The sequence below is a fragment of the Microvirga sp. 2TAF3 genome, from assembly GCF_052114965.1.
In the GTDB taxonomy this organism is placed as follows: domain Bacteria; phylum Pseudomonadota; class Alphaproteobacteria; order Rhizobiales; family Beijerinckiaceae; genus Microvirga.
Genome location: NZ_JBFRFT010000018.1, coordinates 96,147 through 120,998 on the forward strand (window position 1 = coordinate 96,147; position 24,852 = coordinate 120,998).

General features: G+C 64.1%; 24 protein-coding genes and 1 pseudogene. 14 read left to right on the forward strand and 11 right to left on the reverse strand.

Annotated features, from left to right (window positions below; genetic code table 11):
- Nucleotides 1-73 precede the first annotated feature (73 nt).
- Nucleotides 74-334, forward strand: a complete 261-nt coding sequence (locus tag AB4Y97_RS16750; RefSeq protein ID WP_442000179.1) for a DUF2312 domain-containing protein — start codon at nt 74-76, stop codon at nt 332-334.
- Between the two features lie 199 nt (nt 335-533).
- Here the strand turns inward: AB4Y97_RS16750 and AB4Y97_RS16755 are convergent, their stop codons facing one another.
- Nucleotides 534-851, reverse strand: a complete 318-nt coding sequence (locus AB4Y97_RS16755; RefSeq protein ID WP_442000180.1) for a hypothetical protein — start codon at nt 849-851, stop codon at nt 534-536.
- A 651-nt stretch (nt 852-1,502) separates the two neighbouring features.
- Between AB4Y97_RS16755 and AB4Y97_RS16760 the strand changes: the two genes are divergently transcribed.
- On the forward strand, nt 1,503-2,750 hold the full coding sequence (locus tag AB4Y97_RS16760; protein ID WP_442000181.1) for an NAD(P)/FAD-dependent oxidoreductase: 1,248 nt from the start codon (nt 1,503-1,505) through the stop codon (nt 2,748-2,750).
- Nucleotides 2,751-2,868: 118 nt separating this feature from the next.
- Nucleotides 2,869-3,639: pseudogene (locus AB4Y97_RS16765) on the forward strand (thiamine pyrophosphate-dependent enzyme); the annotation flags it as partial.
- 60 nt (nt 3,640-3,699) lie between these two features.
- On the opposite strand, the gene AB4Y97_RS16770 reads toward AB4Y97_RS16765, so the two are convergent.
- The 3 genes from AB4Y97_RS16770 to AB4Y97_RS16780 all read right to left on the reverse strand — a co-directional run bounded on the left by AB4Y97_RS16770 (nt 3,700) and on the right by AB4Y97_RS16780 (nt 8,432).
- Nucleotides 3,700-5,379, reverse strand: a complete 1,680-nt coding sequence (locus AB4Y97_RS16770) for a DUF882 domain-containing protein (RefSeq protein WP_442000182.1) — start codon at nt 5,377-5,379, stop codon at nt 3,700-3,702.
- 134 nt (nt 5,380-5,513) lie between these two features.
- A complete protein-coding gene (locus AB4Y97_RS16775; RefSeq protein WP_442000183.1) occupies nt 5,514-7,280 on the reverse strand; it encodes a L,D-transpeptidase family protein in 1,767 nt (588 codons plus the stop codon).
- Nucleotides 7,281-7,388: 108 nt separating this feature from the next.
- Nucleotides 7,389-8,432, reverse strand: a complete 1,044-nt coding sequence (locus AB4Y97_RS16780) for a sigma-54-dependent transcriptional regulator (protein WP_442000184.1) — start codon at nt 8,430-8,432, stop codon at nt 7,389-7,391.
- A gap of 170 nt (nt 8,433-8,602) precedes the next feature.
- Between AB4Y97_RS16780 and AB4Y97_RS16785 the strand changes: the two genes are divergently transcribed.
- The 8 genes from AB4Y97_RS16785 (at nt 8,603) to AB4Y97_RS16820 (ending at nt 17,260) form a co-directional block, all read left to right on the forward strand.
- On the forward strand, nt 8,603-10,462 hold the full coding sequence (locus tag AB4Y97_RS16785) for a M3 family oligoendopeptidase (RefSeq protein ID WP_442000185.1): 1,860 nt from the start codon (nt 8,603-8,605) through the stop codon (nt 10,460-10,462).
- Between the two features lie 10 nt (nt 10,463-10,472).
- Entirely contained in the window at nt 10,473-11,840 is a 1,368-nt protein-coding gene (locus AB4Y97_RS16790; protein ID WP_442000186.1) for an ABC1 kinase family protein, read from the forward strand.
- 60 nt (nt 11,841-11,900) lie between these two features.
- Nucleotides 11,901-13,118, forward strand: a complete 1,218-nt coding sequence (locus AB4Y97_RS16795) for a glycosyltransferase (RefSeq protein WP_442000187.1) — start codon at nt 11,901-11,903, stop codon at nt 13,116-13,118.
- 105 nt (nt 13,119-13,223) lie between these two features.
- Nucleotides 13,224-13,517 (forward strand): aa3-type cytochrome c oxidase subunit IV, encoded by a 294-nt coding sequence (locus AB4Y97_RS16800; protein WP_442000188.1) that lies wholly within the window; start codon nt 13,224-13,226, stop codon nt 13,515-13,517.
- 77 nt (nt 13,518-13,594) lie between these two features.
- Nucleotides 13,595-14,731, forward strand: coding sequence for a Re/Si-specific NAD(P)(+) transhydrogenase subunit alpha (locus AB4Y97_RS16805; protein ID WP_442000189.1), 1,137 nt, complete (start codon nt 13,595-13,597; stop codon nt 14,729-14,731).
- Nucleotides 14,732-14,744: 13 nt separating this feature from the next.
- Nucleotides 14,745-15,179, forward strand: a complete 435-nt coding sequence (locus tag AB4Y97_RS16810; protein ID WP_442000190.1) for a proton-translocating transhydrogenase family protein — start codon at nt 14,745-14,747, stop codon at nt 15,177-15,179.
- Nucleotides 15,180-15,183: 4 nt separating this feature from the next.
- Nucleotides 15,184-16,584 (forward strand): NAD(P)(+) transhydrogenase (Re/Si-specific) subunit beta, encoded by a 1,401-nt coding sequence (locus tag AB4Y97_RS16815; RefSeq protein ID WP_442000191.1) that lies wholly within the window; start codon nt 15,184-15,186, stop codon nt 16,582-16,584.
- A gap of 199 nt (nt 16,585-16,783) precedes the next feature.
- Nucleotides 16,784-17,260, forward strand: a complete 477-nt coding sequence (locus tag AB4Y97_RS16820) for a GNAT family N-acetyltransferase (protein ID WP_442000192.1) — start codon at nt 16,784-16,786, stop codon at nt 17,258-17,260.
- A gap of 21 nt (nt 17,261-17,281) precedes the next feature.
- Here the strand turns inward: AB4Y97_RS16820 and AB4Y97_RS16825 are convergent, their stop codons facing one another.
- The 6 genes from AB4Y97_RS16825 to AB4Y97_RS16850 all read right to left on the reverse strand — a co-directional run bounded on the left by AB4Y97_RS16825 (nt 17,282) and on the right by AB4Y97_RS16850 (nt 21,192).
- Nucleotides 17,282-17,836: a nucleotidyltransferase family protein gene (locus AB4Y97_RS16825; RefSeq protein ID WP_442000193.1), complete on the reverse strand. Its 555-nt coding sequence runs from the start codon at nt 17,834-17,836 to the stop codon at nt 17,282-17,284.
- A 19-nt stretch (nt 17,837-17,855) separates the two neighbouring features.
- A complete protein-coding gene (locus AB4Y97_RS16830; RefSeq protein WP_442000194.1) occupies nt 17,856-18,692 on the reverse strand; it encodes a tetratricopeptide repeat protein in 837 nt (278 codons plus the stop codon).
- Nucleotides 18,693-18,867: 175 nt separating this feature from the next.
- On the reverse strand, nt 18,868-19,119 hold the full coding sequence (rpsU, locus tag AB4Y97_RS16835; RefSeq protein WP_442000195.1) for a 30S ribosomal protein S21: 252 nt from the start codon (nt 19,117-19,119) through the stop codon (nt 18,868-18,870).
- Between the two features lie 166 nt (nt 19,120-19,285).
- A complete protein-coding gene (locus AB4Y97_RS16840; RefSeq protein ID WP_442000196.1) occupies nt 19,286-20,362 on the reverse strand; it encodes a 5-(carboxyamino)imidazole ribonucleotide synthase in 1,077 nt (358 codons plus the stop codon).
- 4 nt (nt 20,363-20,366) lie between these two features.
- Nucleotides 20,367-20,861 (reverse strand): 5-(carboxyamino)imidazole ribonucleotide mutase, encoded by a 495-nt coding sequence (gene purE, locus AB4Y97_RS16845; protein WP_442000197.1) that lies wholly within the window; start codon nt 20,859-20,861, stop codon nt 20,367-20,369.
- A 130-nt stretch (nt 20,862-20,991) separates the two neighbouring features.
- Nucleotides 20,992-21,192 (reverse strand): YdcH family protein, encoded by a 201-nt coding sequence (locus tag AB4Y97_RS16850; RefSeq protein WP_442000198.1) that lies wholly within the window; start codon nt 21,190-21,192, stop codon nt 20,992-20,994.
- A gap of 188 nt (nt 21,193-21,380) precedes the next feature.
- On the opposite strand from AB4Y97_RS16850, the gene AB4Y97_RS16855 reads away from it, so the two are divergent.
- Entirely contained in the window at nt 21,381-21,563 is a 183-nt protein-coding gene (locus AB4Y97_RS16855; RefSeq protein WP_442000199.1) for a YdcH family protein, read from the forward strand.
- Between the two features lie 152 nt (nt 21,564-21,715).
- Here the strand turns inward: AB4Y97_RS16855 and AB4Y97_RS16860 are convergent, their stop codons facing one another.
- Nucleotides 21,716-22,474 carry a sulfite exporter TauE/SafE family protein gene (locus tag AB4Y97_RS16860; protein WP_442000200.1) on the reverse strand — a complete coding sequence of 253 codons (759 nt, stop codon included), beginning with the start codon at nt 22,472-22,474 and terminating at the stop codon, nt 21,716-21,718.
- 98 nt (nt 22,475-22,572) lie between these two features.
- Between AB4Y97_RS16860 and AB4Y97_RS16865 the strand changes: the two genes are divergently transcribed.
- Both AB4Y97_RS16865 and AB4Y97_RS16870 read left to right on the forward strand, forming a co-directional pair.
- On the forward strand, nt 22,573-24,540 hold the full coding sequence (locus AB4Y97_RS16865; protein ID WP_442000201.1) for a propionyl-CoA synthetase: 1,968 nt from the start codon (nt 22,573-22,575) through the stop codon (nt 24,538-24,540).
- Entirely contained in the window at nt 24,537-24,785 is a 249-nt protein-coding gene (locus tag AB4Y97_RS16870) for a hypothetical protein (RefSeq protein WP_442000202.1), read from the forward strand. Before AB4Y97_RS16865 ends, AB4Y97_RS16870 begins: the two co-directional genes overlap by 4 nt.
- Nucleotides 24,786-24,852 lie beyond the last annotated feature (67 nt).

Here is a 24,852-nt window from a genome sequence, read left to right on the forward strand (position 1 = left end):
GCCCTTACCCTCGCAATGAACTTACAAACGAAGCTTCTCTTGGCGCTTGCGCCACCAATCAAAGGCTAAATTTATGGATGACGCAGCTTTTCAAACCGAATCCGTCGCGGCCGACCAGCTCAAGGCCTTCATCGAGCGCATCGAGCGCCTCGAGGAGGAAAAGGCCGGCATCGCGGGCGACATCAAGGACGTCTATGCCGAGGCCAAGGGCAACGGATTCGACACCAAGGTGCTGCGCAAGATCATCTCCATCCGCAAGCGCGACTATGCCGAGCGCCAGGAGGAGGAGGCGATCCTAGAACTCTACATGCAGGCCCTCGGGATGGTGGGCTAAAGCCTCGAACCTAAAAGCGGCTTCCACTTTTTGGACCATCCGATGCTTTCTCCTTTGATGGGAGCATCGTGTGGCCGCAAAAACCGGGTCCACTTTTGCGCACGATGCTCTAAGGCAACTCCGTCGGACGGCATTTGAAAAGGCGGGTAAATCCCGCCTTTTCTTTATCTCGCCATCGCGGGAGAGCTCATGCTCGGGCTCAGCATTGGCTCGGCATGCCAGCAGGATTCGTGCTGCCGACGGGTTTGCCGCTCTGTCCCGGATAGCAGGTGTTCCTGCCGCTGGCTCCCGCGTTGATCGCGGCATTCGGGCCGGCCGGCATGGTGTCGGGTGGTTTGGCCGTCGAACCGCCGCCGGTGGATCCGGTGGTTTCGGGATTTGTACCTGCCGTACCGGTATTCACGCTGGGGGCGGGAGTGGGCAGGCCCGGAGCATGCCCCGGGACGACACCCGTAGTGTCGGTCTGAGAAAGGGCGCCGCTCGCCCCCGCAAGCAAGATCCCGGCAAGGGATAACATCTGTAATCGTTTGAGAATCATCTGCTTTCTCCAGCCTGTGCCAGATCGAAGGTGCGAGTGAGTTACGCGCCGCGGCAGATTATGTTTCAGCTTCGCCAATGGATCGGAGCGAATTTTCCGAGCCGGCGGCCTCCTCGAAGGCTCTGAGATCGCCCGGCATCTGCACCTCGCGGAACATCCGTTCGCCCCGTGGTTCACCGGGAGCGCGGACGAGGAGTTCATCCTGCCTCAATCGGTTGGCGACTTCTTCTGGAAACGGCAAGGCAGGCGCTCGGCACCATCATCCAACTCCGCAGGGCATCCGAGACGGGCAGGCCCTTGGAATGGTGGGCTGAAGCGGGCTTCATCGGCACGTTGGAAAGGCGGGGATCCCCCGCCTTTCTTTATGGGTGGATGAAACGATGGTCGTCCGGAGAACTTTCTTTATAAGCCTTGCTCGAGGCCGAGGCCTGACGTGAAATAGGATACTGCGAGCGCGGGTGCTTCCGTCGCGGTCGGTTCGTCCGGGTTTGCGCATCTGTTGCCGTGCTTGAACCAGGGAGGCCCACATTGGCCAGTCGCTCCGACCTCCCTTCAACCCCCGTCTTCCGCCCGGCAGAGCCGGCTTCCAACCGACCTGCCGCGATATCCGCCCGTCCCAGGGTCGTGATCGTGGGTGCAGGATTCGGCGGGCTCAAGGCGGCAAAGGCCTTGGCACGCGTGCCCGTCGATGTGACGGTCATCGACCGCAACAATTACCATTGTTTCCAGCCCCTGCTTTATCAGGTCGCGACGGCCGCCTTGTCGCCGGCTGATATCGCCTGGCCGATCCGCGGCATTCTCCGCCGTCAGCCGAATGCTATCGTCTTGATGGAGACGGTGACGGGCATCGATGTCGAAAAGCGGCTCGTCCATACGCATTCGGTGACGGTTCCTTACGATTATCTCGTCCTCGCCACGGGCGCGATGCATTCCTATTTCGGGCACGACGAATGGGCGGCAGCGGCCCCGGGCTTGAAGCGGATCGAGGACGCGACGCAGATCCGCCGCCGGATCCTGCAGGCCTTCGAGAAGGCAGAGCTGACGGACGGTCCGGTCGAGCGCCGACGCCTCCTGACCTTCGTCGTCGTGGGCGGCGGGCCGACGGGGGTGGAAATGGCTGGCGCCATCGCCGAGGTCGCGCGTCAGACCCTGCCGCCCGAGTTCCGCCACATCGATCCGCGTTCGTCCCGGATCATCTTGCTGGAAGCGGGACCGCGTCTTCTGTCGACATTTCCGGAGGATCTCTCGGCCTATGTCCGCCGCGTCCTCATCCGGATGGGCGTCGAAGTCCTGACATCGACGGCGGTCACCGGATGTGACGCACGCGGCGTCGATTCCAGCAATGGCCGCATCGATGCCGGCACGATCGTCTGGGCGGCCGGAGTCGTCGCTTCGCCGGCGGCCGAATGGATCCGCGCCTCCCGCGACCGGGCCGGACGGATCGAGGTCGGCCCCGATCTCTCCGTTCCCGGCCGACCAGAGATTTTCGCGATCGGCGATACGGCGGCCGTCATCGACGGAGAGGGGAAGCAGGTGCCCGGCATCGCCCCCGCGGCCAAGCAGATGGGCCGCTACGCCGCTCAGATCATCGCCGCGCAGGTCGCAGGGCGGAAGCTGCCGCCCTTCACGTATCGCCACCATGGCGATCTCGCCACGGTCGGGCGCAAGGCCGCAGTGGTCAGGCTTGCCCATCTACACCTGACGGGCTTCATCGGGTGGCTGTTCTGGGGCATCTCCCATATCTATTTCCTGATCGGTCTCAGGAACCGCTTCGTGGTCGCCTTCAGTTGGCTCTGGAACTATCTGACCTTCCAGCGCAGCGCCCGCCTCATCACCGGGTGGGAAGCCGATGCAATGGACGAGGCCCGACCACGCTAAGCTTTCCCTCGAACCCTCACGGATCCGCTCGCGCCGTTCCCGCGGAACATCCGTTCGCCCCGTGGTTCACCGGAGTGCGGACGAGGAGTTCATCCTGGCTCGATCGGTTGGCGACTTCTTCCGGCAGCATATCGAGGGCAATGTCGCCGAATGGTGGGTCGATCTGAAAGTACGCGCGATGTCCTCAGCGGATCCCATCAATCCCCAGCGCGTCACATGGGAGCTCTCGCCGCGCCTGCCGGAGCGCGCCATCGTCACGAGCGATTCCGGCACCTGTGCCAATTGGTATGCCTGCGACCTGAAATTCCGCCGCGGGATGATGGGCTCGCTCTCGGGCGGGCTCGCCTCCATGGGCGCTGCCGTCCCTTATGCCATCGCGGCGAAGTTCGCGCATCCCGACCGGCCCGTCATCGCGCTCGTGGGGGACGGGGCCATGCAGATGAACAACATGGCGGAGCCCATCACGGTTGCGAAATACTGGAAGCTCTGGACCAACTGCACCTGGGTCTGTTGCGTGTTCGATAACGAGGACCTGAATCAGGTCACCTGGGAGCAGCGTGTCATGCAGGGCGATCCGAAATTCGAAGCCTCGCAATCCCTTCCCAATGTCCCATATCACAAGTTCGCCGAACTGATCGGCCTGCGCGGTTTGTATGTCGACCGGCCGGACGAGGTAGGGGCCGCCTGGGATCAGGCGCTGGCTAGCGACAAACCGGTCCTCCTCGAGTTCAAGACCGATCCGAACGTGCCGCCCCTGCCGTCGCATATAACCTTGGAGCAGGCCCGGAACTTCACCTCGAGCCTCCTGAAGGGCGATCACGACCGACGCGGCGTCCTTCTGGAAACGGCGAGACAGGTGCTCGGCACGATCATCTCTGACCGGAAATGACCGCCGGATGGGTCCGAAGCGGCCCACGAATGCAGGAAAGGCGGGTCGCCCCGCCTTCTTTTATCTCACCACCGGCAGCGGTTTGACCGCCGGGCCCGTGAAGCGGTTCGTGGCCAGATCGCCCAGAGGCTTCGACGAGAAGCCCATATTCAGGCTCGGCCCGGCGGTCAGCAGGGCGTGGACGGTTGCGGCCGGCGCCTTGTCTTTCGCGGACTGAGGCGCTTTCGCGTCGGCGGCGAGCGCATGCGACTTCGGTTTTTCCACCTTGATCGCGCTTGGCGCAGCGGCCGGGATCTCGACCGGCGCGGCGGAGGCCACGACGATCGGGCTCTGGTTCGGGCGCGGCGGCGGCAGCGGCAGGCCTGACGGGGGGAGATTCGCGGCCAGATTGGTCGCGCCGCGCAGTTCCTGAATACTGGGAATCGGGTTCGTCTCGGCGAGAGCGCTCGGCCGGGCCGGGGGAATCGGGGCATAGGCGATAGCGCCGGTCGCGGCGATGTCATCCGGTCGCCGGGGCGGCATCGGTGCGAAGGCGATCTCGCGCGCAACGCCGGTCTCCGAACCCGCTTGGACCTGTCCCGACGGTCCCTGCTGCCACGCGAGCGTGGGGCCGGTCGGGGTCGCGACGGTGCTCGGCGGGCCGGCGATGCGGGTCGGCGGGAGCGGAGGCGGAGGCGAAATTTCCTCGCGCAAGGCCGGTGCCACGGCGGCGACGACCGCCGGCGAAGGCGCCGGCATGGGCTCAGGCTCGGGCCTCGGCTGCACGACGGGGGCCGGGCGTGCGGCAACCTGCGTCCGAGGTTGATCGACGGATCGCAGAGCCGCATAGACGGACGAATTCGAATCGCTCGCGTAATAATCCTGTGGCGTAGAGGGACGGGAGGCGATGAGGGCGCGACCCGGCCGGGAGGCGGCGCGAATCTCCTCCACGTCCTCATCCTCGTCGCTGCCCCCGAAAAGGGTCGCCCAAAGGCTCTTTCGGCGGGTCGGCACAGCCTCTCCCGCATCCGCCACGGCGCTGTAGCCGGCCACCGTGCCGCCATTCGCCAGAACCTCGGCACGGGCCAGCTCGTAGCCGGGAAGCGGCGTGCCATCGGCGGGGATATGCACCGTCTTGCCGTCGGGGAAAAGGCGCACGAGCTGATCGCGGGTCATGCGCGGCCAGGCGCGGACGCTGCCCACATCGAGATGGACGAAGGGCGTATAGGCATTCGGGTAATAGCCGACGCCGCCGCGCTGCAGGCGCATGCCGATGGCGCGCAGGCGCTCGGCCGGAGCGTCCGGCAGGTAGAAGTCCATCGCCTTGCCCTGCATGTGCTGGCTGTTCTTCGCCACCGCGCTGGAGCGCCGCCGGAGCATGGAATTTGTCTGCGGCGAACGATAGGCGGAGTTCACGTGAACCGGCGCGCTCGACCCGACCTCGCGATAGACCTCCCATACCGTGTCGAACAGGCGGGGATCCATCCGCGTCTTTTCCTCACGGCGCCAGTCGCGCAGGAACCAGTTGAGCTGCTCCAGCCCGCCGGGATCGTATTGCCCGTTGCGCCGGAAGGTCACGGTGAGGGTTTCTTTGGTGTTGTTGTGGTAGAAGGTGAGCGTGCGCGTATCGCCGTTGGCGATGGCATCCTGCGTGCCGCGCGTTCCCCCAAACAGAACAACGACCAGGGTTGCAAGGCCGATGCCCGTGCGGCGCACGATGTTCGACGCGACCGCACGGCGATCCGAACGCAATACTCTCACTGTGATACTCGTCTTTACACGCCGCAGGTTTTTGGCACGGCATCCCGTATAATGAAGGGATCTTTGTCGAAGACGGTTACTTCGAGGTTAAGTGCGCGGCAGAAAATGGTCGCTATTCCTGCTTTCCGGCGATGTCAGGACGAGAGTCCCAGGGCCTCGCGAACCTTGCGGTCGAAACCATAGAGATCGTCGAAGGTCTTCATTTCACCCTTCTCGTCGATGGCGAGCGTGAAATATGTCAGGTGTACGGGCAGGGGACGGCTGAGATGGAGATAGCGCTCGCCCTTGCCGATCAGGCTCTTGAGTTTCGCCTCGGACCATTTCTCCCCGAGAACTTCCTGCGCCAGCTGGAAAGGCTCGTCGACACGCACGCAGCCATGGCTGAACGCGCGCTTGCCCGCCGCGAACAGCTTCCGGCTCGGGGTGTCGTGCAGATAGACCGAGTGCTGGTTCGGGAACATGAACTTGATGAAGCCGAGCGCATTGCGCTCGCCGGGCGGCTGCTGCACCGTGATCCGGTTGCCCTTGCGGATGACCCTGTAGCCCTTGCGCTCCGCGTAAGACGGATCGTTGGCGAGCGCGGGCAGAATTTCCTTTTTCATGATCGAGGGCGGTATCGTCCAGGAGGGATTGACCACCAGATATTTCATGGTCTCGGAGAAGATCGGCGTTTGCGACTGCTCCTTGCCGACGATGACCCGCGTCTGGTGGACCACTGCGCCGTCATCGACGAGGCGCAGGCGGAATTCCGGCACGTTCACCATGATATGGCGCTCGCCGAGATCGGCAGGGAGCCAGCGCCAGCGTTCCATGTTGGCGATCAGCTCGCCTTCCATGCGTGCCAGGGACGGGCCGGAAAGCGCCGCAATCGTCTGGGCCGTGAGAACGCCGTTCGTCGGCAGGCCTTTTTCCTTCTGGAAGGCTGCGACGGCGGAAGCGATGCGCTCGTCGTAGACATCCTGGTCCCCGGAGGTCCTGCCGAGATTGAAGCGCGCCCGGATCAGCGGGACGCGCGGATCGTGCATGCCGACCCGCAGGGCCGGCCCCTTCGGCAGGCGAACGCTCGGCTGCGAGGGGTGGCTGTTGCGCAGTTTCGCGAGTTGCGCCTTCAAGGCCCGGTAGCCGGGATGGGGCGGGTTGTAGGCATCGAGAGCCGCGCCTGAATCCGTCGCCGAGGTCACGGCCGCGAGCACGTCGCCCGCCTCCGGCAGGTCGAGCTTCGGCGTGATGAGGGGCGAGAGATGGGACGGCTCGACGCGTCCGCCGCGGGCATCGCGGGCATAGCGGATCACCGAGGCGCTGAGCTTCAGGTCGGCCTCCGCCCATTGAGCGGGAGGCGCATCCTTGCGCAGGCGCGGATCGGGCAGGGGATAATCGGCGGCAACGAGCCCGTCCTCGTCGGCAGCCCTCAGCCGCTCGATCACCGCACGGGCGGACGGCGTCCACACGCCGTCCCGCACCCAGGCCAGAGGTTGCTCTGCCTTTGCATAGAATGCTGACAGGGATTCCCGGTCGCTGCCTTTCAGGCGCAGCTCGCGCATGGCCGTATCGGCAGATAAACGCTCTTCCAGCGCGACGCGCAACCAGTCGGATTGAGCAGAGGCCATCGCCGCCGCTGCATCGGGCAGCGGGATTTCGGGCAGAGGTTTCACGATATCGGTGCCGGTGATCGTCACGGGCGCCGTAGGTTCGGGCTCCGGAATGGCCGCTTCGAGATTCGCAGGCTCCTCCCGATTCACGACGACATCGGCGAAGGACGGTTCCGCCGTTTCGATGGTGATCGGAGGCAGGGAATGGAGCGAGGCACCTGCGCCATTATCCGCCGCCATGGCGGATAGGGACAAGAGAGAGACGGACCCGATCAGGCCAAGCCAGGGTGTCGTCTTGCGCAGGCTACACATCGTTTCGTTCCTCATCTTCCTCGATGCGGGGCAATGGAAAATCATCCCGCTTCATGACGGCGACAGGCGTGAAAAAGCACGCCCGCCAAGCTCTAACGCCCAAAGGGCTCAAGCGGCTGCATCGCTTAGCCCGAGTTCCTTCAATTTCCTGTAAAGAGTGGAGCGGCCGATGCCGAGCCGGCGGGAAATGGCCGACATCTGTCCCCGATAATGGGACAGCGCGAAACGAATGGCGTCCGCTTCCAATTCGGCGAGCGTGCGCATCTCGCCGCTTTCGCCCATGAGGGAAAGAATGTTGGGATCGGGCGTCGCCAAGGGCATGCGCATCTCGGTCGGAGCCGGAGCGATGGCCGTCGGCACGGGCGGGATCTCAACGCGAAAACCTTGCACATGCGCGGCGATCTGCGGAAACTCCGCCGGGGTGAGCACCGGGCCGTCGGCGAGGACGACTGCGCGGAAAACCGCATTCTCGAGCTGGCGCAGATTGCCCGGCCAGTCGTAACGGGAGAGAAGATTCGCCGCTTCCGGCATCAGGCCCTTGAGCTTCTTGCCTTCATCCATCGCGAAACGAATCAGGAAAGCACGGGCCAGGTCGGCGATGGCGCTCCGCTCAGCCCTGAGCGGGCGAAGGACGATAGGCATAACCTGGAGACGGTAATAGAGATCCTCGCGGAACCTGCCCTGGCGGACCTCTTCGCCGAGCGCGAAGCCGGTTGCTGCGATGATCCTGGCCTCGAGACGCAACGCGCGGCGTCCGTCGCGAGGGGCGACATCCTGCTGCGATAGCACATCGAGGAGATGGATTTGTGCTTCAGCCGTCAGATGCTGGATATCATGGATGAACAGGGTGCCGCCATTCGCGTCCTGGAGATGGCGCAGGAGGATGGCAGCCTGATCGGTCTCCCGATTCGCACTCTCCCCGACATGCAGGCGAATGAGGGGGCGGTTTCTGCGCTCACCGCAATCATGGATCGCATGGGCAAGCGCCTGCGCGCCGCTTCCCGGCTCTCCCTCGATCAGGATCGGCATGGCGGAGCGGGCCGCGCGATCGGCAAGGCGGATCGTCCGCATCCATTCGGTGCCCGAGACGAGACAGGCCGTTCCCTGGCGAAGAGCCCGGATTTCGTCCGCAAACATGTAAGGCAGGGGCATGAAAAGGAATCAAATATGGAGATCGAATTCCGCGATGCTGGAAGAGCAAGAGTAAACCGGCGCTTAACGGCAACAGACCCGGAAGGAGTTATCCTCAAGCAAGGTTGGGTTGATCCCGCCGGGCAGACAGCCAATATGATGTGCAACCGGCCCACGAACTCCGTCCCGAAATGGCAGATCCCTTGAAACCTCAGAACAGCTCTCCCTTGCACCACACCTCCTCCACCGGCTCCGTACCGGCCGAAATCGGCGTGCTGCCCGAATGGAATCTCGCGGATCTCTACCCCGCGATGGACAGCGAGGCCTTCAAGGCCGACCTCGCGAGGGCCGAGACGGAATGCAGAAGTTTTGCCGAGGCTTATCGCGGCAAGCTCGATGGTCTGGCGCATGCGGATAATTCGGTCATTGCCCTGGGCGAGGCCGTGAAGCGATACGAGGCCATCGAGGATCTTCTCGGCCGTCTTATGTCCTATGCCGGTCTCGTCTATTCCGGCGACACCACCGACCCGGTGCGGGCAAAGTTCTACGGCGACACGCAGGAGAAGCTGACAGCCGCCTCGAGCGATCTGCTCTTCTTCGGGCTGGAGCTGAACCGCATCGACGACGCAGTGGTGGACAAGGCCATGGGCGAGGAGCCGCTTGCCCATTACCGTCCCTGGATCGAGGATCTGCGCAAGGACAAGCCCTATCAGCTCGACGACAAGATCGAGCAGCTTTTCCATGAGAAGTCGGTGACCGGGCGCGCCGCGTGGAACCGTCTCTTCGACGAGACCATCGCCTCGTTGCGCTTCAATGTGCGGGGCGAAGAGCTACCCATCGAGCCGACCCTCAACAAGCTGCAGGATCCGGACGAGAGCATGCGCAAGGATGCCTCCGACGCGCTCGCGAGGACGCTCAAAGCGAACCTGCGCACCTTCACGCTCATCACCAACACGCTTGCCAAGGACAAGGAAATCTCCGACCGCTGGCGCGGCTTCGAGGATGTGGCCGATTCCCGTCACCTCGCCAACCGCGTCGAGCGCGAGGTGGTGGAGGCGCTGGTCGCAGCCGTTCACGAGGCTTATCCGCGCCTGTCGCACCGGTATTACGCCTTGAAGGCCAAGTGGTTCGGCAAGGACAAGCTCGATCATTGGGACCGCAATGCGCCCCTGCCGAAGGTGGAGCAGCGCACGATTGCCTGGGACGAGGCGAAGGAGACGGTGCTCTCCGCCTATTCCGCCTTTTCGCCGCGCATGGCCGATATCGCGAAACGCTTCTTCGATGAGAACTGGATCGATGCGCCGACTCGCTCTGGCAAGGCGCCGGGCGCTTTCGCCCATCCGACGGTGCCCTCGGCGCACCCTTACGTGCTGCTCAACTACCAGGGCAAGCCACGCGATGTGATGACGCTCGCCCATGAGCTCGGTCATGGGGTCCATCAGGTTCTTGCCGCACCCAACGGTGCCCTGATGGCGCCCACGCCTCTGACATTGGCCGAAACCGCCAGCGTCTTCGGCGAGATGCTCACCTTCCGCAAGCTCCTCGACCAGACCACCGATCCTGTGCAGCGTAAGGCGATGCTGGCGGCGAAGGTGGAGGATATGATCAACACGGTGGTGCGCCAGATCGCGTTCTACTCCTTCGAGCGCAAGGCGCATCTGGAACGCCGCAACGGCGAGCTGACGGCGGAAAAGCTGTGCGAATTGTGGATGTCGGTGCAGGACGAAGCCTTGGGCCCGGCAATCCGCCTCGGCCCGGGCTATGAATCCTTCTGGACCTATATTCCGCACTTCATCCATTCGCCGTTCTATGTCTATGCCTATGCCTTCGGCGACTGCCTGGTGAACTCGCTCTACGGCATCTACGAGCGTTCGAACGAGGGCTTCGTGGACCGTTATTTCGCCCTGCTGTCGGCGGGCGGCACGAAGCATTATTCGGAACTGCTCGCGCCGTTCGGCCTCAATGCGCGCGACCCGTCCTTCTGGCAGATCGGCCTGTCCATGATCGAGCGGCTGATCGGCGAGCTCGAGGCGATGGAGAAGGAAGCCTAAAAGCATCGTCATGTCCGAATCCGATCGCGAAGCGAACCGCTTCTCCGCCCGCGCCGCGCGCTATGCGCGCGTCGGCGCCAATATGGGCGGCGTCGCCGCGCGCATGGCCGGTGCCAAGCTCTTCGGGCTCGAGGGGCAGAACGCCTCGAACGCGGCGGCGCTCGCCCAGGCGCTCGGTGGCCTGAAAGGGCCGATCATGAAGGTGGCGCAGCTTCTCGCCACCATTCCCGACCTCATCCCGCCCGAATACGCGGCCGAATTGCAGAAACTGCAGAGCGAGGCGCCGCCCATGGGGGCAGCCTTCGTCCGGCGCCGGATGCAGGCGGAACTCGGGCCGGATTGGCAAAGCCGCTTCGGTTCCTTCGATCTGCACCCGGCCGCCGCCGCCTCTCTGGGGCAGGTTCACCGGGCGACGACCAAGGACGGATCGCCGCTCGCCTGCAAGCTGCAATATCCCGATATGCAATCCGCCGTGGAGGCCGACTTAAGCCAGCTCGAATTCGTCTTCTCCCTCCACCGCCGCATGGATCCCGCCATCGATACCCGCGAGATCTCCAAGGAGATAGGAGAGCGCGTCCGGGAGGAGCTGGATTACGAGCGCGAGGCCAAGCACGCGGCGCTCTATGCCCGCACCCTCGCCGACGTGGCCGAGGTGCGCGTCCCGAAGGTTCATCCCGAGCTGTCGACGCGGCGTCTCCTGTCGCTCGAATGGCTCGAAGGCGACCGGATCCTCAACTACGTCGAGGCCGATGTGGCCATCCGCAACCGTCTGGCGATGGCCATGTTCAAGGCATGGTGGCATCCGTTCAGCCATGCGGCGGTGATCCACGGCGATCCGCACCTCGGCAATTACACTGTCTTTTCGGAGAGCGGAGAGCCGGCCGGCATCAATCTCCTCGATTACGGCTGCATCCGGATCTTCCATCCGCGATTCGTCGGTGGGGTGGTCGATCTCTATCGCGGCCTCCAGAACGAAGACCGGGACAGGATCGTCCATGCCTACGAGACCTGGGGCTTCAAGAACCTCTCGGCCGAGCTGATCGACATCCTCAATATCTGGGCGCGCTTCATTTACGGGCCGTTGCTCGACGACCGCGTCCGCACGGTCGCGGACGGGGTGAAGCCTGGGGAATATGGGCGCCGCCAGGCTTTTCAGGTTCACAAGGCCCTGAAGGAGAAGGGGCCTGTCACGGTCCCGCGCGAATTCGTCTTCATGGACCGGGCGGCCGTCGGGCTCGGAGCAGTCTTCCTGCATCTCAAGGCCGAGCTGAACTATCACAGATTGTTCGAAACGGAGATCGAGCGTTTCTCTCTCGATAACCTCGCCCGGCGGCAACGGGAAATCCTGACCGCGTCAGGGCTTCCCCTGTCGATGTAATTGAGTTGCGCTGTTGCCGCTCTGGCCTTAGATGGGCTTACGGCACGTCAGGGGTCTCCGATGAAGTTCGTTTTCGTTCACCAGAATTTTCCGGGCCAGTTCGGGCGCATCGCGAAGGCTCTCCTCCAGGAGGGACATGAGGTCGCCGCCCTGGGCATGTTGAAGGCCTGCTCGGTGCCCGGCGTGGTCTATTACCCGTATGAGGCGGTCTCCGGGCCGGACGACGAGCCTTTCCATAACCGTTATTCCCCGGTCATCCCGCGCCTGCGGCGGGCCTATGGCGCGGCCCATCGGGCGCGCCAGCTGGCCGAGCAGGGCTTCCACCCCGACGTGGTCGTGGTGAATACGGGCTGGGGCGAGAACCTGTTCCTGAAAGACGTCTGGCCTGGCGCCAGGCATGTGGCCTATTTCGAATATTATTACGCGGCCAAGGGGCAGGACCTCGATTTCGACCCCGAATTTCCAGTGACGAACATAGAGACCATATGGCGGCTGCGGGCGAAGAACGCGATGCAGCTCGGGGCGCTCGACGCAGCCGACGCCGCGGTCGCGCCCACCCATTACCAGCGCAACACCTTCCCGCCTTATCTGCGTGATCGGCTGGCGGTGATCCACGACGGAATCGACGCACAGAACCTGAAACCCGATCCCAAAGTCGGTATCCGGCTCGGCCAGAACGGGCCCAAGCTCACCCGGGACGTGCCTGTCGTCACCTTCGTCAGCCGCAATATCGAGCCGATGCGCGGCGCGCATATCGTCTTCCGCAGCCTGCCCGAGATGCTGAAAATCGATCCGCGCCTGCAAGTCGTGATCATCGGCGGCAAGGGCACGAGCTATTCAGGCAATGCTCCGGGCGGCAAGACCTGGTTCGATGTCTTCCGTGAAAGGATCAATGGGGAGGTGGATTGGTCGCGCGTCCATTTCGTCGGCAATCTGCCCTATGACCAGTTCGTCAGGGTCCTGCAGGTCTCCTCGGCCCATATCTACATGACCTATCCCTTCGTCCTGTCGTGGTCCTCGATCGAGGCCATGGCGCTCGAATGCCGGATCGTCGCCTCCGATACGGAACCCGTCCGGGAAATTATTCAGGACGGGGTCAATGGCCGCCTGTTCAATTTCTTCGACGAGAAAGCCCTGGTGGAGCGGGTGCGGGAAACCTTGAAGGACAAGGAAAAATCCGCAGGGATGGCCCGCGAGGGCCGCCGGATCGCCCTGGAAAGGTATGACTTTCAGAGCGTCTGCCTGCCGCAATGGCGTGAATTCCTCGGCGCAAGATAAGGCGGTGCGCATAAAATTGCCTGCCGATTGATTCGGAACATTGCGGCGCCTCACTGCATGCGGTAAACGCAGCAGCAAGAACTGATGCGGAACAGGGCATAGATCATGGCCGATACAAAACATGCACCGTTCGGGGGCTACAGCCCGGATATGGATGGACAGGCGCACGAAGCGACCTATGGGGGCTTTGTTCGCTTCGTCGAAATTGCCAGCGTCGTCGTCATCTGCCACGTGCTGGCGCTTGCCGTCGGCGGCGTCCATCACGCCTGGTTGACAGCGATTTTCGGCGTCATCCTCTCGCTTGCCGCCGGCGGCGTCGGGGCCATGTCGCCGGCAATCGGCGTTCGCGCGCCGGCTGCTGTCGCGATCCTCTTGCTTCTGGCACTCATATTCTATTGAACTGAAGCACTCGGGATTTTTATCCCGTTTGCGAAGTCATCAAGGGCGTCCGACGGGCGCCCTGTGCGGGGGGTTGCATGCGGATCGCTGTTCTCTCGGAAACCGACCAGGTGGAGACGCGGGTCGCGGCCACCCCCGAGACCGTGAAGAAATACAAGTCTCTCGGCGCGGATGTGGTGGTGCAGGCCGGGGCCGGTCTCAAGACCGGCATTCCGGATGCGGAATTCGACGCTGCGGGCGCCGGCATCGCCGCGAATGCGGTGGAGGCCGCGAAGGACGCCGATATCGTCCTGAAGGTGCGCCGCCCGGCCGAGGGCGAACTGACCAATCTCAAGCCCGGCGCGCTCCTGATCGCCATCATGGACCCCTACGGCCAGGACGCCGCGCTGAAGGCGCTGGCCGAAGCCAAGGTCGCGGCCTTCGCCATGGAGCTGATGCCGCGCATCACCCGGGCGCAGGTGATGGACGTACTCTCCTCCCAGGCCAACCTGGCCGGCTATCGCGCGGTGCTCGACGCCACCGCCGAATATGGCCGCGCCATGCCGATGATGATGACGGCGGCCGGCACCGTTCCGGCGGCGCGTGTCTTCGTCATGGGCGCGGGCGTCGCAGGGCTCCAGGCCATCGCCACGGCGCGCCGCCTTGGTGCGGTGGTGACCGCGACCGACGTGCGCCCGGCCGCCAAGGAGCAAGTGGAAAGCCTTGGCGCCAAGTTCGTTGCGGTCGAGGACGAGGAATTCAAGCAGGCCGAGACGGCCGGCGGCTACGCCAAGGAAATGTCGGCGGAATACAAGGCCAAGCAGGCGGCGCTCGTCGCCTCGCATATCGCCAAGCAGGACATCGTCATCACCACGGCGCTGATTCCTGGCCGTCCGGCACCGAAGCTGGTGAGCCGCGCGATGGTCGAATCCATGAAGCCGGGCTCCGTCATCGTCGATCTGGCGGTCGAGCGCGGCGGCAATGTCGAACTGGCCGAACCGGGCAGGGTCGCCGACCATAACGGCGTGAAGATCGTCGGTCATCTCAACGTGCCGGGGCGCCTCGCGGCGACCGCTTCGAGCCTTTATGCGAAAAATCTCTACGCCTTCGTCGAGACGCTCGTCGACAAGGAGAGCAAGGCTCTTGCCGTGAAGTGGGACGACGAACTCGTCAAGGCGACCTGCCTGACCCGCGACGGCGCGATCGTTCACACTGCGTTCCAGCCGACTGCTTGACCTGGGGGATAGCATGGCACTTACACCCGAACAGGCCGTCGAACAAACCCGCGCAGCGGCTGACGCCGCCCAGCGGGCCGCGGACACGGCGCATGCCATCGCGGATCAGGTGGCGGTGGCCGCCACCGCCGTTACCCATGGAGCGGTCGACCCGACCGTGTTCCGCCTCGCCATCTTCGTGCTGGCGATCTTCGTCGGCTACTACGTGGTCTGGTCGGTGACCCCGGCGCTGCACACGCCGCTGATGTCGGTCACCAATGCCATCTCCTCCGTCATCGTGGTCGGCGCGCTGCTCGCGGTGGGCGTCAATGTCGCCCCGGCGCTGGGCGAGGGGCCGATCTGGGCGCGGGGGCTGGGCTTCATCGCGCTGATCCTCGCCTCGATCAACATCTTCGGCGGCTTCCTGGTGACCCAGCGCATGCTCGCCATGTACCGCAAGAAGGGCTGAGGCGATGTCGGCAAATCTGGCCTCGATCCTGTATCTGGTCTCCGGCGTCCTGTTTATCCTGGCCCTGCGCGGCCTCTCGCACCCGACCACATCCCGGCAGGGCAATCTGTACGGCATGGTCGGCATGGGGATCGCGATCGTCACGACCCTGTTCGTGGCGCCGCCGAACGGCCTTGGCGGCTGGCTCTTGGTGGTGCTCGGCCTCGGCATCGGCGGCGGTATCGGCGCTGTCGTGGCCAAGCGCGTGCCGATGACGGCGATGCCGCAGCTCGTGGCGGCGTTCCACTCCCTTGTCGGTCTGGCGGCGGTGCTGGTGGCGGCGAGCGCACTCTATGCGCCCCAGGCCTTTGGCATCGGAAGCGTCGGCACGATCCATGGCGGTTCGCTGTTCGAGATGGCGCTCGGCGCTGCCATCGGCGCGATCACCTTCACCGGCTCGGTGATCGCGTTCTTGAAGCTCGACGGGCGCATGTCGGGCAAGCCGATCATGCTGCCGCAACGCCATCTCCTCAATATCGGCCTGGGCGTTCTGCTTCTCGTCCTGCTCGTCACCTTCATCCGCACTGAGAGTCATGCACTGTTCTGGCTCGTCGTGCTGGCATCCTTCGTGCTCGGCGTGACCTTGATCATCCCGATCGGCGGCGCCGACATGCCGGTCGTGGTGTCGATGCTCAACTCCTATTCCGGCTGGGCGGCGGCGGGCATCGGCTTCACGCTCGGCAACCTCGCGCTGATCATCACCGGCGCGCTGGTCGGCTCCTCGGGCGCGATCCTGTCCTACATCATGTGCAAGGGCATGAACCGCTCCTTCATCTCGGTCATCCTCGGCGGGTTCGGCGGCGAGACGGCGGGAGCCGCAGCCGGCACGGCCGAAGCGAGGCCGGTGAAGCAGGGCTCGGCGGCCGATGCCGCCTTCATCATGCAGAACGCCGCCAAGGTCATCATCGTGCCGGGCTACGGCATGGCGGTGGCGCAGGCGCAGCATGCGCTGCGCGAGATGGCGGATGCGCTCAAGGCCGAGGGCGTCGAGGTGAAATACGCCATCCACCCGGTGGCGGGACGTATGCCCGGCCATATGAACGTGCTGCTCGCCGAGGCGAACGTGCCTTACGACGAGGTATTCGAGCTCGAGGACATCAACGGCGAATTCGCCCAGGCCGACGTGGCCTTCGTCATCGGCGCCAACGACGTCACCAACCCGGCCGCCAAGACCGATCCGGCCTCGCCGATCTTCGGCATGCCGATCCTCGACGTCGAGAGGGCCAAGACCGTGCTGTTCATCAAGCGCGGCATGGGCTCGGGCTATGCCGGCGTCGAGAACGAGCTGTTCTTCAAGGACAACACCATGATGCTGTTCGGTGATGCCAAGAAGATGGTCGACGAAATCCTCAAGAACCTCGACTGAGGCTTATCCTCGCGATGCATCCCTTTCGAGGCAGAAGGCCGGTATCGCACCGGCCTTTTCCTATATGGAGCATGATCCGGAACCGGAGGTCCGCGGCAGCGAAAAGTGGGATCCGGTTTTCCGAAAAGATCATGCAAATCAAGAGAATAGAATCTGGTCATGTTTCAAGGAGACATGACCAGATTCTATGGAGCCGATCATGAGCGTGATTCTGCGGACCGCGCGCCCAGCCGACCGGGATGCGGTCGTCGAGCTGATCCATCGGCTCAATGTGTTCGAGGCCGATCTCACGGGCGACCGGCGGCGGGATTACGACGGCGCCGGGGCCTATTACGACGAATTGCTCCACCGGCTCGCCAACCGGCAGGGCCGCATCGTGCTGGCGGAGGAGAATGGCGTCGTCATCGCGGCCATGGGCTATTCCATCGATCAGGACGCGGCCTATGTCACCGACGATGTCCGCCGGCATGGCACGGTGACCGATCTGATCGTCCATGAGGATTGGCGCGGCCGCGGCGTCGGGCAGTTGCTGCTGCAGGAGGCCGAGCGCCTGACCCGCGAGGTGGGCCTGAAGCGCCTCTTCATCGGTGCGCTCGTCGCCAATGAAAGGGCCGAGCGGACCTACCGCAAATTCGGCTTCGAGCCCTATGTCTCATACATGATCAAGGCGCTGTAACGGGCAGCCTTACGTCTCGCGTCAGTCCTCGGCGATCGTCAGGCGCGGCCAGCGGACGGGCCAATCCTTTCCCGCGGCACGTTGCCGGTAGATCCCTATCTTGCTCCTGAAGACCGGTGTCGGCCTGACAATGAGGTTCAGGAGATCCTCGACCCCATGCGGGGCGATAATCTCGACGCGGCCATTCACGCTGCGCGCCGCGATGGCCGTGGCGGTTTCGGGCCAATGGGCAATGGCGTCCCGGGTGTCGCGATAAGGCGCATCGCCGTTGCGCCGGTGCATTCTGGCCTGATTCTTGACCGACCAGGGCGGGCCGGGGTGAAGCTCCCGGAGCTGCCGTTCAAGGGCGATGTCCCGTTCCCTGCTCGAATCTGCGGAGTCGCAATAGACCACGTCCACATCGTTGAGGGAGCCGGTATCGAAGCTGCGCCCATGCAGCGCATCCCAGATGGCATTACGCACGAAACCGGCGCCGATCCAGCAATCCGGCAGGCCGAGGCTTTCCACGGAAGCAAGAAACCCACGCAAATCTGCCTGGGTTTCGAGAAAATGCGCGATATCCGAAAGATCGCGCATAAAGCCTCCCGGCCCCCCGTTACAGGCGCGAATTGCCCTGGCGTGCGACGGCGTTCGAATTGTCGATGGCGAGAGCGCGCTGGAAGCTCTCAGACGCCTGACTCTTGTTGCCCTGACGCTCGAGGGCCACGCCGCGCCAGGCCCAGGAATCCGCATCGCGGGCATTGACGTTGAGGGCGGCGTTGAAATCCTCGATGGCCTTGTCGTACTGGTTCGTCGCCAGGAGGCTCTGGCCGCGGGCGGCGTACGGGGCGGCCACGAAGGGATTGCGGTCGATCGTGGCGTCAAAATCGAGGATCGCCTGCTGATGCATGCCCTGGCGCTGGTAGAGCAGGCCGCGGGCATGAAGCGCCTCGGCCGATTCCGGCAGCAGACGGATCGCCACGCTCAGGTCGCTGAGAGCTTCCTGGTATTGACTCTGCGCACGCAGGAGATTGCCGCGGCCGATATAGGCCGGGCCGTAATTCGGGTCGGCCTGAATGGCGCGTGTGAAATCGGCCAGAGCCTGATCGTTGCGGTTGGTCTGGCGGAAGGCGAGCGCCCGGTTCGCATAGGCCGGGGCGTAGTTGGGATCGAGCTGAACCGCCTTGTTGAAATCGGCGATGGCGTCGCTGTAGCGGCCGACGCGGGCATAAGCGGCGCCGCGGGTGTTGTAGGCGCTCGGATCGCTTGGGTTGCGGTCGATCACGTCCGACAGGGAGGCGATGTTCACCTTGCTCGTGCCCTGCGTATCCTCCTCCACCACCGCGATGCGTCTGGCGGGGCCGCCGCCGACGGTTTCGCAGCCTGCGAGGCCAAGGGCGAGAAGGGTCAGGGTCAGGGGCGCGAATCGGCGAATCGTTGAGGCGAGCACCATCGTCTCCAGCTCAATTAATGGGGTGGGTTACGCTAACTGGTAAACCTTAACAGCCACGAAATAAAGCAGCAGAGACGGCAAGAGGGGTCCCTGACATGCAATCAGCGCCCCGCTTGCGCAGACGGGCGCCGATACACAATCGATAGACCAAAATTTTTTAAGCTTGCTGAAAAGCTTAGCGGGCCGGGCGGCCGGGAGCGGCGACCGTGCGGGGCTTCGAAGGCAGGAGGCCTTCGCGCTGCATGCGCTTGCGGATCAGCTTGCGGGCGCGGCGAACGGCTTCGGCCTTCTCGCGAGCCTTCTTCTCGGACGGCTTTTCGTAATGGCCGCGAAGCTTCATCTCGCGGAAGATGCCCTCACGCTGCATCTTCTTCTTGAGAGCGCGGAGCGCCTGGTCGACGTTGTTATCCCGGACAAGAACCTGCACGCGAATTCCTCGTATTGATCCGTTTCGATTGTGGCAAAAATAAATAAGGCGCGTCATGCGCACCTTGATCTGGCTGGCGTGACTATCAGAAGAAGCCTTGATTGTCCAGGCTTGTTCCCAACAAAAGCGCCGGTCGACTACGTTAACGGCTCAGGTCCGAAAAGGTTCAATCCTTTTCGGGAAAGATGCGGGTCACGTGCCCCATCTTGCGGCCGGGCCGGGCCTCGGCCTTGCCGTAGAGGTGCAGATGCGCCCCGGGCTCGGCCAGGATACGCTCCCAGGCCTCCACATCGTCGCCGATCAGGTTCTGCATCTCGACGCGCCCGAGCCGGGCCGTTTCGCCCAGGGGCCAGCCGCAGACCGCCCGGACATGCTGCTCGAATTGCGAGGTAACGGCTCCGCCCAGGGTCCAATGGCCTGAATTGTGAACCCGGGGTGCGATCTCGTTGACCACGAGGCGCTCGCCCTCGCCCATGAGCAGGAACAGCTCGACGGCGAGAATGCCCACGTAGTCCAGGGCATCGGCGATGGTGCGGGCGATGGCGATGGCCTGCCGCTCCGTTTCTCCCGAGACACTGGCCGGGACGCGGGTCGTGTCCAGGATATGGTTGCGGTGCTCGTTGGCGCACAGGTCGTAGGCCGCGAAGCCGCCGGAGGCCGTGCGGGCTGCAATGACCGACACTTCGCGCTCGAAAGGCACGAAACCTTCGAGGATCGCCGGAGCGCGCCCGATGGCTGCGTAGGCCGTAGCCGGATCCGTCTCCGGACTGATCATGGTTTGGCCCTTGCCGTCATAGCCGAAGCGCCGGGTCTTGAGCACGGCAGGCCGGCCGATCCGCGACAGGGCCTCCGCAAGATCGGCCTCGCTCGCCACCGCGGCGAAAGGTGCGGTGGCGATGCCGAGATCGGAGATGAAGGTTTTCTCCACCAGCCGGTCCTGCGACACGGCGAGCGCCCGGGCATTGGGGGCGAGCGGCGCATGGGCGCTCAGGATGGCGGCCGTCGAGCTCGGCACATTTTCGAATTCGTAGGTGACCACATCCACCGCCTTGGCGAAGCGCACGAGAGCCGCTTCGTCCTCATAGGACGCGACGGTATGCTCGGCGGCCACGTCGAAGGCGGGACTGTCCTGTTCGGGCGCATAGATATGCGTGCGCAACCCGAGTTCGGCCGCCGCCATCGCCATCATGCGGCCGAGCTGGCCGCCGCCGAGAATGCCGAGGGTGCTGCCGGGACGGACCATGGTTCTAGCTCTTCTCGCTTACGGGCCGCTCGGCCACGCTCTCGCTCTGGCGGGTGCGCCACTCGTCGAGACGTTTGGCGAGGGCGTGATCGTGAAGGGCGAGTACGGCGGCGGCGAGAAGCGCCGCATTGACCGCTCCGGCCTTGCCTATGGCCAGGGTGCCGACGGGGATGCCGGCGGGCATCTGTACGATGGAGAGCAGGCTGTCCTGGCCTGACAGGGATTTCGATTCCACGGGCACGCCGAAGACGGGCAGGGGGGTCATGGCCGCCGTCATGCCGGGAAGATGCGCTGCGCCACCCGCGCCTGCAATGATCACCTGGAAGCCCGCCGCCCTCGCGCCCTTGGCGAAGGCGACCAGCCGGTCCGGGGTGCGATGGGCGGAGACGATGCGCGCATCGTAGGGGATGCCGAGCGCATCCAGGGTTTCAGCAGCATGTTGCATGGTTGCCCAGTCGGACTGACTGCCCATGATGATGGCAACGGGAATTCCCGCCATTTTCCGGCTCCGGCTCTAGTCAATTCTCAGGCGGGCATAGCGAAGGCTTTAAGGCCAAGCAAGGCCGGCTCGCGCGATGCACCGATCTTCGGGAGCATTTTCCTGCCGGAGCAGAGAATCGAAAGCCGCCTCAGGCAATGATGTCGGGGGTGATCTGGTCCTCGATCCGCATGATGCGATCCTTCAGGACAAGCTTGCGCTTTTTAAGCCGCTGCACCTGCAACTGATCACCTGCGATGATGTGCTCGAGGGCTTCGATAGCCGAGTCGAGATCCCGGTGCTCCTGCTTCAGCCGCGAGAGGTCCGCTTCCAGTTCAGCCAAATCGTTCATTGAAAAAACCCGGATGGCCCATCCGCCTCCGGCGGTCGAGCGAGGGCGAAATTATGCTCTTGCGTGCAGCCCAGAGCAAGATCCGAGCCGGCCGTTTCGATACCGCAGCGCAGCATGCTTTGCCTTCGACTCGCCACTTTCTCTGTGTCACACTCCCGCCCGTCGGAAGTCGAACAGGAGGTACTGATATGCCGCTGCAGAATCATCTTGTGGAACTCGAACGGAAGCATCAGGCGCTCGAGCGTGAAATTCAGGATGCTCTCAATCACCCGTCCATGGATGACATTAGGCTGGCGGAACTGAAGCGAAAGAAGCTTCAGCTCAAGGATCAGATCACCCGGCTGAAGGGCACCCACGCGATGGTGCACTGACCGCAACGCCCCTCGCTTCAGCCAAAATCCCATCGAAAGGCTGTCGCTTTCCTACAGAAAGCGGCAGCTTTTTGCTTGAATGGGCGCCCTTAGAGCAGCGTGCACAAAAGTGGACCCGGTTTTGCGGCCATACGATGCTCTCATCTGATGCCCTAGAGCAGCGCCAGGGCACCATCGACGATGAGTTTGGCGCCGACCAGCACCAGAAGGCAGTAAACCAGGGTGTAGAACCGTTCGCCCGACACGCGCCGCACGAGCAGAACGCCCGCCCAGGTCGAGGCGATGGCTACCGGAAACAGCGCTCCGGCGGTGGCAAGGTTTTCCGTGGTGAACTGGCCGAGTGCCATATAAGGCGGCACCTTGATCCAGTTGTTGAGGGCGAAGAAGACCGCGCCCGTGCCGACGAAGACATCCCGCGGCAGCCTTTGCGGCATGACGTAGATCTGGAAGGGCGGCCCGCCGGCATGGGCAATCATGCTGGTGAAACCGATCACCCATCCCCAGAAAAGCCCGCGCGGCACATCGGCCTTCGCCACTTCCGGGGGCGTCGCGCGCCGTTCCAGCCTGAGGCGGCGCAGCGCGAAGGCGATCGAGATTACGCCCACGGCGAGCGTCACCGCCTCGTCGGAGACCTTCGCGGCCAGAAGATAGCCGGAGAGAATGCCGACAATGCCGCTCGGCAGGAGTATCATGACGTTGCGGCGGTCCCATGTGCGCCGATAGGCCCAGACCGTCACCACGTCCTGGACGATCAGGATCGGCAGCAGGATCGCAGCCGATTGCACGGGCGAGACGACAAGGGCCATGAGGGGCAGGGCGAGGAGCCCGAGCCCCGAAAAGCCGCCCTTGGCCAGACCCATCAGGATGACCGCCGGAATGGCTGCGGCAAAGAAAAGGGGATCGGTGATCATGGCAAACTCGCCGAAAGTCGCCGCTGACCACGGCTTGCCTGCCTGCTACCACGGCATAGCTTTGAAGTCTCATGCGGTGAGGACATTGGGGTAACGCCATGAAGTCAACCCAGGTGACATCGTCCCAAACGACATCGAGCCAGGGGGCATCGGCCCGAAGCCGCTATCACGAGGTCTATGCGCGCTGGAAATCCGATCCGGAATGGTTCTGGGCCGAAGCCGCCCGGGAAATCGACTGGATCAAGCCGGCGGACAAGGTGTTCGATGCATCCGCCGGGATCTGCGGCCGCTGGTTCGCCGGGGCCGAGTGCAATGCCTGCCACAATGCGGTCGACCGCCATGTGGAGGGTGGCCGGGCCGGGCAGGCGGCCCTCATCTATGACAGCCCGGTCACGGGCACGATCCGCACCTATACCTACCACGACCTGCGCGACGAGGTCGCGACGCTCGCGGCCGTGCTCCAGGATCTCGGCGTCGGCAAGGGCGACCGGGTCATCCTCTACATGCCCATGATCCCGGAGGCGGTGTTCGCCATGCTGGCCTGCGCCCGCATCGGCGCCGTCCACTCGGTCGTCTTCGGCGGCTTCGCCGCGCGGGAGCTGGCGACCCGGCTCGAGGATGCCCAGCCCAAGCTCGTCCTCTCCGCCTCCTGCGGCATCGAGGCCGCCCGCGTGGTTCCCTACAAGCCGCTCCTCGACGAGGCGATCACGCTCAGCCGCCACAAGCCGGAAGCCTGCCTGATTTTTCAAAGGCCGCAGGCCGCGGCACCCATAGTCGAAGGCCGCGACCGCGACTGGGCCGATGCCGTAGCGGAAGCCCGCATCGCCGGGCGGGCCGCGCCTTGCGTGCCCGTCGCCGCCACCGACCCGCTCTACATCCTCTATACGTCCGGCACGACCGGCCGGCCGAAAGGCGTCGTGCGCGATACGGGCGGCTACATCGTCGCCCTGAAGTGGTCGATGAAGAATCTCTACGGGGTCGATCCGGGCGAGGTCTATTGGTGCGCCTCCGATGTCGGCTGGGTGGTGGGTCATTCCTACATCGTCTACGGGCCGCTTCTGCATGGCTGCACGTCCATCCTCTATGAGGGCAAGCCCGTGGGCACGCCGGATGCGGGCGCCTTCTGGCGCGTCGCGGCGGAACACAAGGCCGTGGCCCTGTTCACGGCGCCGACCGCCTTCCGCGCGATCAAGAAGGAGGATCCCGACGCGAAACTCCTGAAGGACTACGACCTGTCGGATTTCCGCGCCCTGTTCCTGGCGGGTGAGCGGGCGGACCCCGATACGGTGCAGTGGGCCGAGCGGATCCTGGGCGTGCCCATCGTCGATCACTGGTGGCAGACGGAAACCGGCTGGCCCATCGCCGGAAACCCTCTCGGCCTCGGGGCGCTGCCGATCAAATATGGCTCGCCGACCGTGCCGATGCCGGGCTACGACGTACAGGCTCTCGACGAGGGCGGGAATCCTCTTCCCCCCGATACGATGGGCTCCATCGCCATCAAGCTGCCCCTGCCGCCCGGCTGCCTGCCGACGCTCTGGCACGCGGACGAGCGCTTCCGGGAGGCCTATCTCACCACCTATCCCGGCTATTACAACACGTCGGATGCGGGTTTCATCGATGCGGACGGCTATGTCTACATCATGGGCCGCACCGACGACATCATCAACGTCGCCGGTCACCGGCTCTCCACCGGCGGGATGGAGGAGGTGCTGGCCTCCCATCCGGCCGTGGCGGAATGCGCCGTGATCGGCGTCAAGGATTCCCTGAAGGGCGAGGTGCCCTGCGGCTTCGTGGTCCTGAAATCCGGCGTCGGCCAGTCGCCGGTGGAGATCGAGACCGAGCTGGTGGGTCTCGTGCGGGAAAAAATCGGCCCCGTCGCCGCCTTCAAGCTTGCGATCACGGTTGGGCGCCTGCCCAAGACCCGCTCGGGCAAGATCCTGCGCGGTACCATGAAGAAGATCGCCGACGGCGACAGCTGGACCATGCCTGCTACCATCGACGATCCGGCGATCCTGGAGGAGATCGGCGATGCTCTGCGGGGGAGGGGGTTGGGATCAGGAATATGAAAAAGCCTCTGCACGATACCGCTTCAGTGAACCAGCCGTCCGGAATTTCGCCCGCCGATTCCGGAGAGCGGTTCGAGGCGATGTTGAAACAGGTTCTTTCAGAGGAGGAAGCGCGCGCCCATCGGACCGCCAAGGACGAGCGGAGCGGGGACCGCGGTCACGCGGTGGACGCCAAGCTCTCCTTCGAGCTTAACCGGTCGCGTCCGCGCAAGCAGCGCAAGCGGGAGCCTAAGCGAAACGGTTAAGCTTCAAGGGACGCGCTTAAGGCCATCCTAAAGAAAAAGGCCCGGATCGTTCCGGGCCTTTCGCTTG

Coding starts and splice junctions, on each gene's coding strand:
- AB4Y97_RS16750 (WP_442000179.1), top strand. CDS start 74: ATGGATGACGCAGCTTTTCAAACCGAATCCGTCGCGGCCGACCAGCTC.
- AB4Y97_RS16755 (WP_442000180.1), bottom strand. CDS start 851: ATGTTATCCCTTGCCGGGATCTTGCTTGCGGGGGCGAGCGGCGCCCTT.
- AB4Y97_RS16775 (WP_442000183.1), bottom strand. CDS start 7,280: ATGTGTAGCCTGCGCAAGACGACACCCTGGCTTGGCCTGATCGGGTCC.
- AB4Y97_RS16780 (WP_442000184.1), bottom strand. CDS start 8,432: ATGCCCCTGCCTTACATGTTTGCGGACGAAATCCGGGCTCTTCGCCAG.
- AB4Y97_RS16785 (WP_442000185.1), top strand. CDS start 8,603: ATGGCAGATCCCTTGAAACCTCAGAACAGCTCTCCCTTGCACCACACC.
- AB4Y97_RS16790 (WP_442000186.1), top strand. CDS start 10,473: ATGTCCGAATCCGATCGCGAAGCGAACCGCTTCTCCGCCCGCGCCGCG.
- AB4Y97_RS16795 (WP_442000187.1), top strand. CDS start 11,901: ATGAAGTTCGTTTTCGTTCACCAGAATTTTCCGGGCCAGTTCGGGCGC.
- AB4Y97_RS16800 (WP_442000188.1), top strand. CDS start 13,224: ATGGCCGATACAAAACATGCACCGTTCGGGGGCTACAGCCCGGATATG.
- AB4Y97_RS16805 (WP_442000189.1), top strand. CDS start 13,595: ATGCGGATCGCTGTTCTCTCGGAAACCGACCAGGTGGAGACGCGGGTC.
- AB4Y97_RS16810 (WP_442000190.1), top strand. CDS start 14,745: ATGGCACTTACACCCGAACAGGCCGTCGAACAAACCCGCGCAGCGGCT.
- AB4Y97_RS16815 (WP_442000191.1), top strand. CDS start 15,184: ATGTCGGCAAATCTGGCCTCGATCCTGTATCTGGTCTCCGGCGTCCTG.
- AB4Y97_RS16820 (WP_442000192.1), top strand. CDS start 16,784: ATGAGCGTGATTCTGCGGACCGCGCGCCCAGCCGACCGGGATGCGGTC.
- AB4Y97_RS16825 (WP_442000193.1), bottom strand. CDS start 17,836: ATGCGCGATCTTTCGGATATCGCGCATTTTCTCGAAACCCAGGCAGAT.
- AB4Y97_RS16830 (WP_442000194.1), bottom strand. CDS start 18,692: ATGGTGCTCGCCTCAACGATTCGCCGATTCGCGCCCCTGACCCTGACC.
- AB4Y97_RS16840 (WP_442000196.1), bottom strand. CDS start 20,362: ATGGTCCGTCCCGGCAGCACCCTCGGCATTCTCGGCGGCGGCCAGCTC.
- purE (WP_442000197.1), bottom strand. CDS start 20,861: ATGGCGGGAATTCCCGTTGCCATCATCATGGGCAGTCAGTCCGACTGG.
- AB4Y97_RS16850 (WP_442000198.1), bottom strand. CDS start 21,192: ATGAACGATTTGGCTGAACTGGAAGCGGACCTCTCGCGGCTGAAGCAG.
- AB4Y97_RS16855 (WP_442000199.1), top strand. CDS start 21,381: ATGCCGCTGCAGAATCATCTTGTGGAACTCGAACGGAAGCATCAGGCG.
- AB4Y97_RS16860 (WP_442000200.1), bottom strand. CDS start 22,474: ATGATCACCGATCCCCTTTTCTTTGCCGCAGCCATTCCGGCGGTCATC.
- AB4Y97_RS16865 (WP_442000201.1), top strand. CDS start 22,573: ATGAAGTCAACCCAGGTGACATCGTCCCAAACGACATCGAGCCAGGGG.
- AB4Y97_RS16870 (WP_442000202.1), top strand. CDS start 24,537: ATGAAAAAGCCTCTGCACGATACCGCTTCAGTGAACCAGCCGTCCGGA.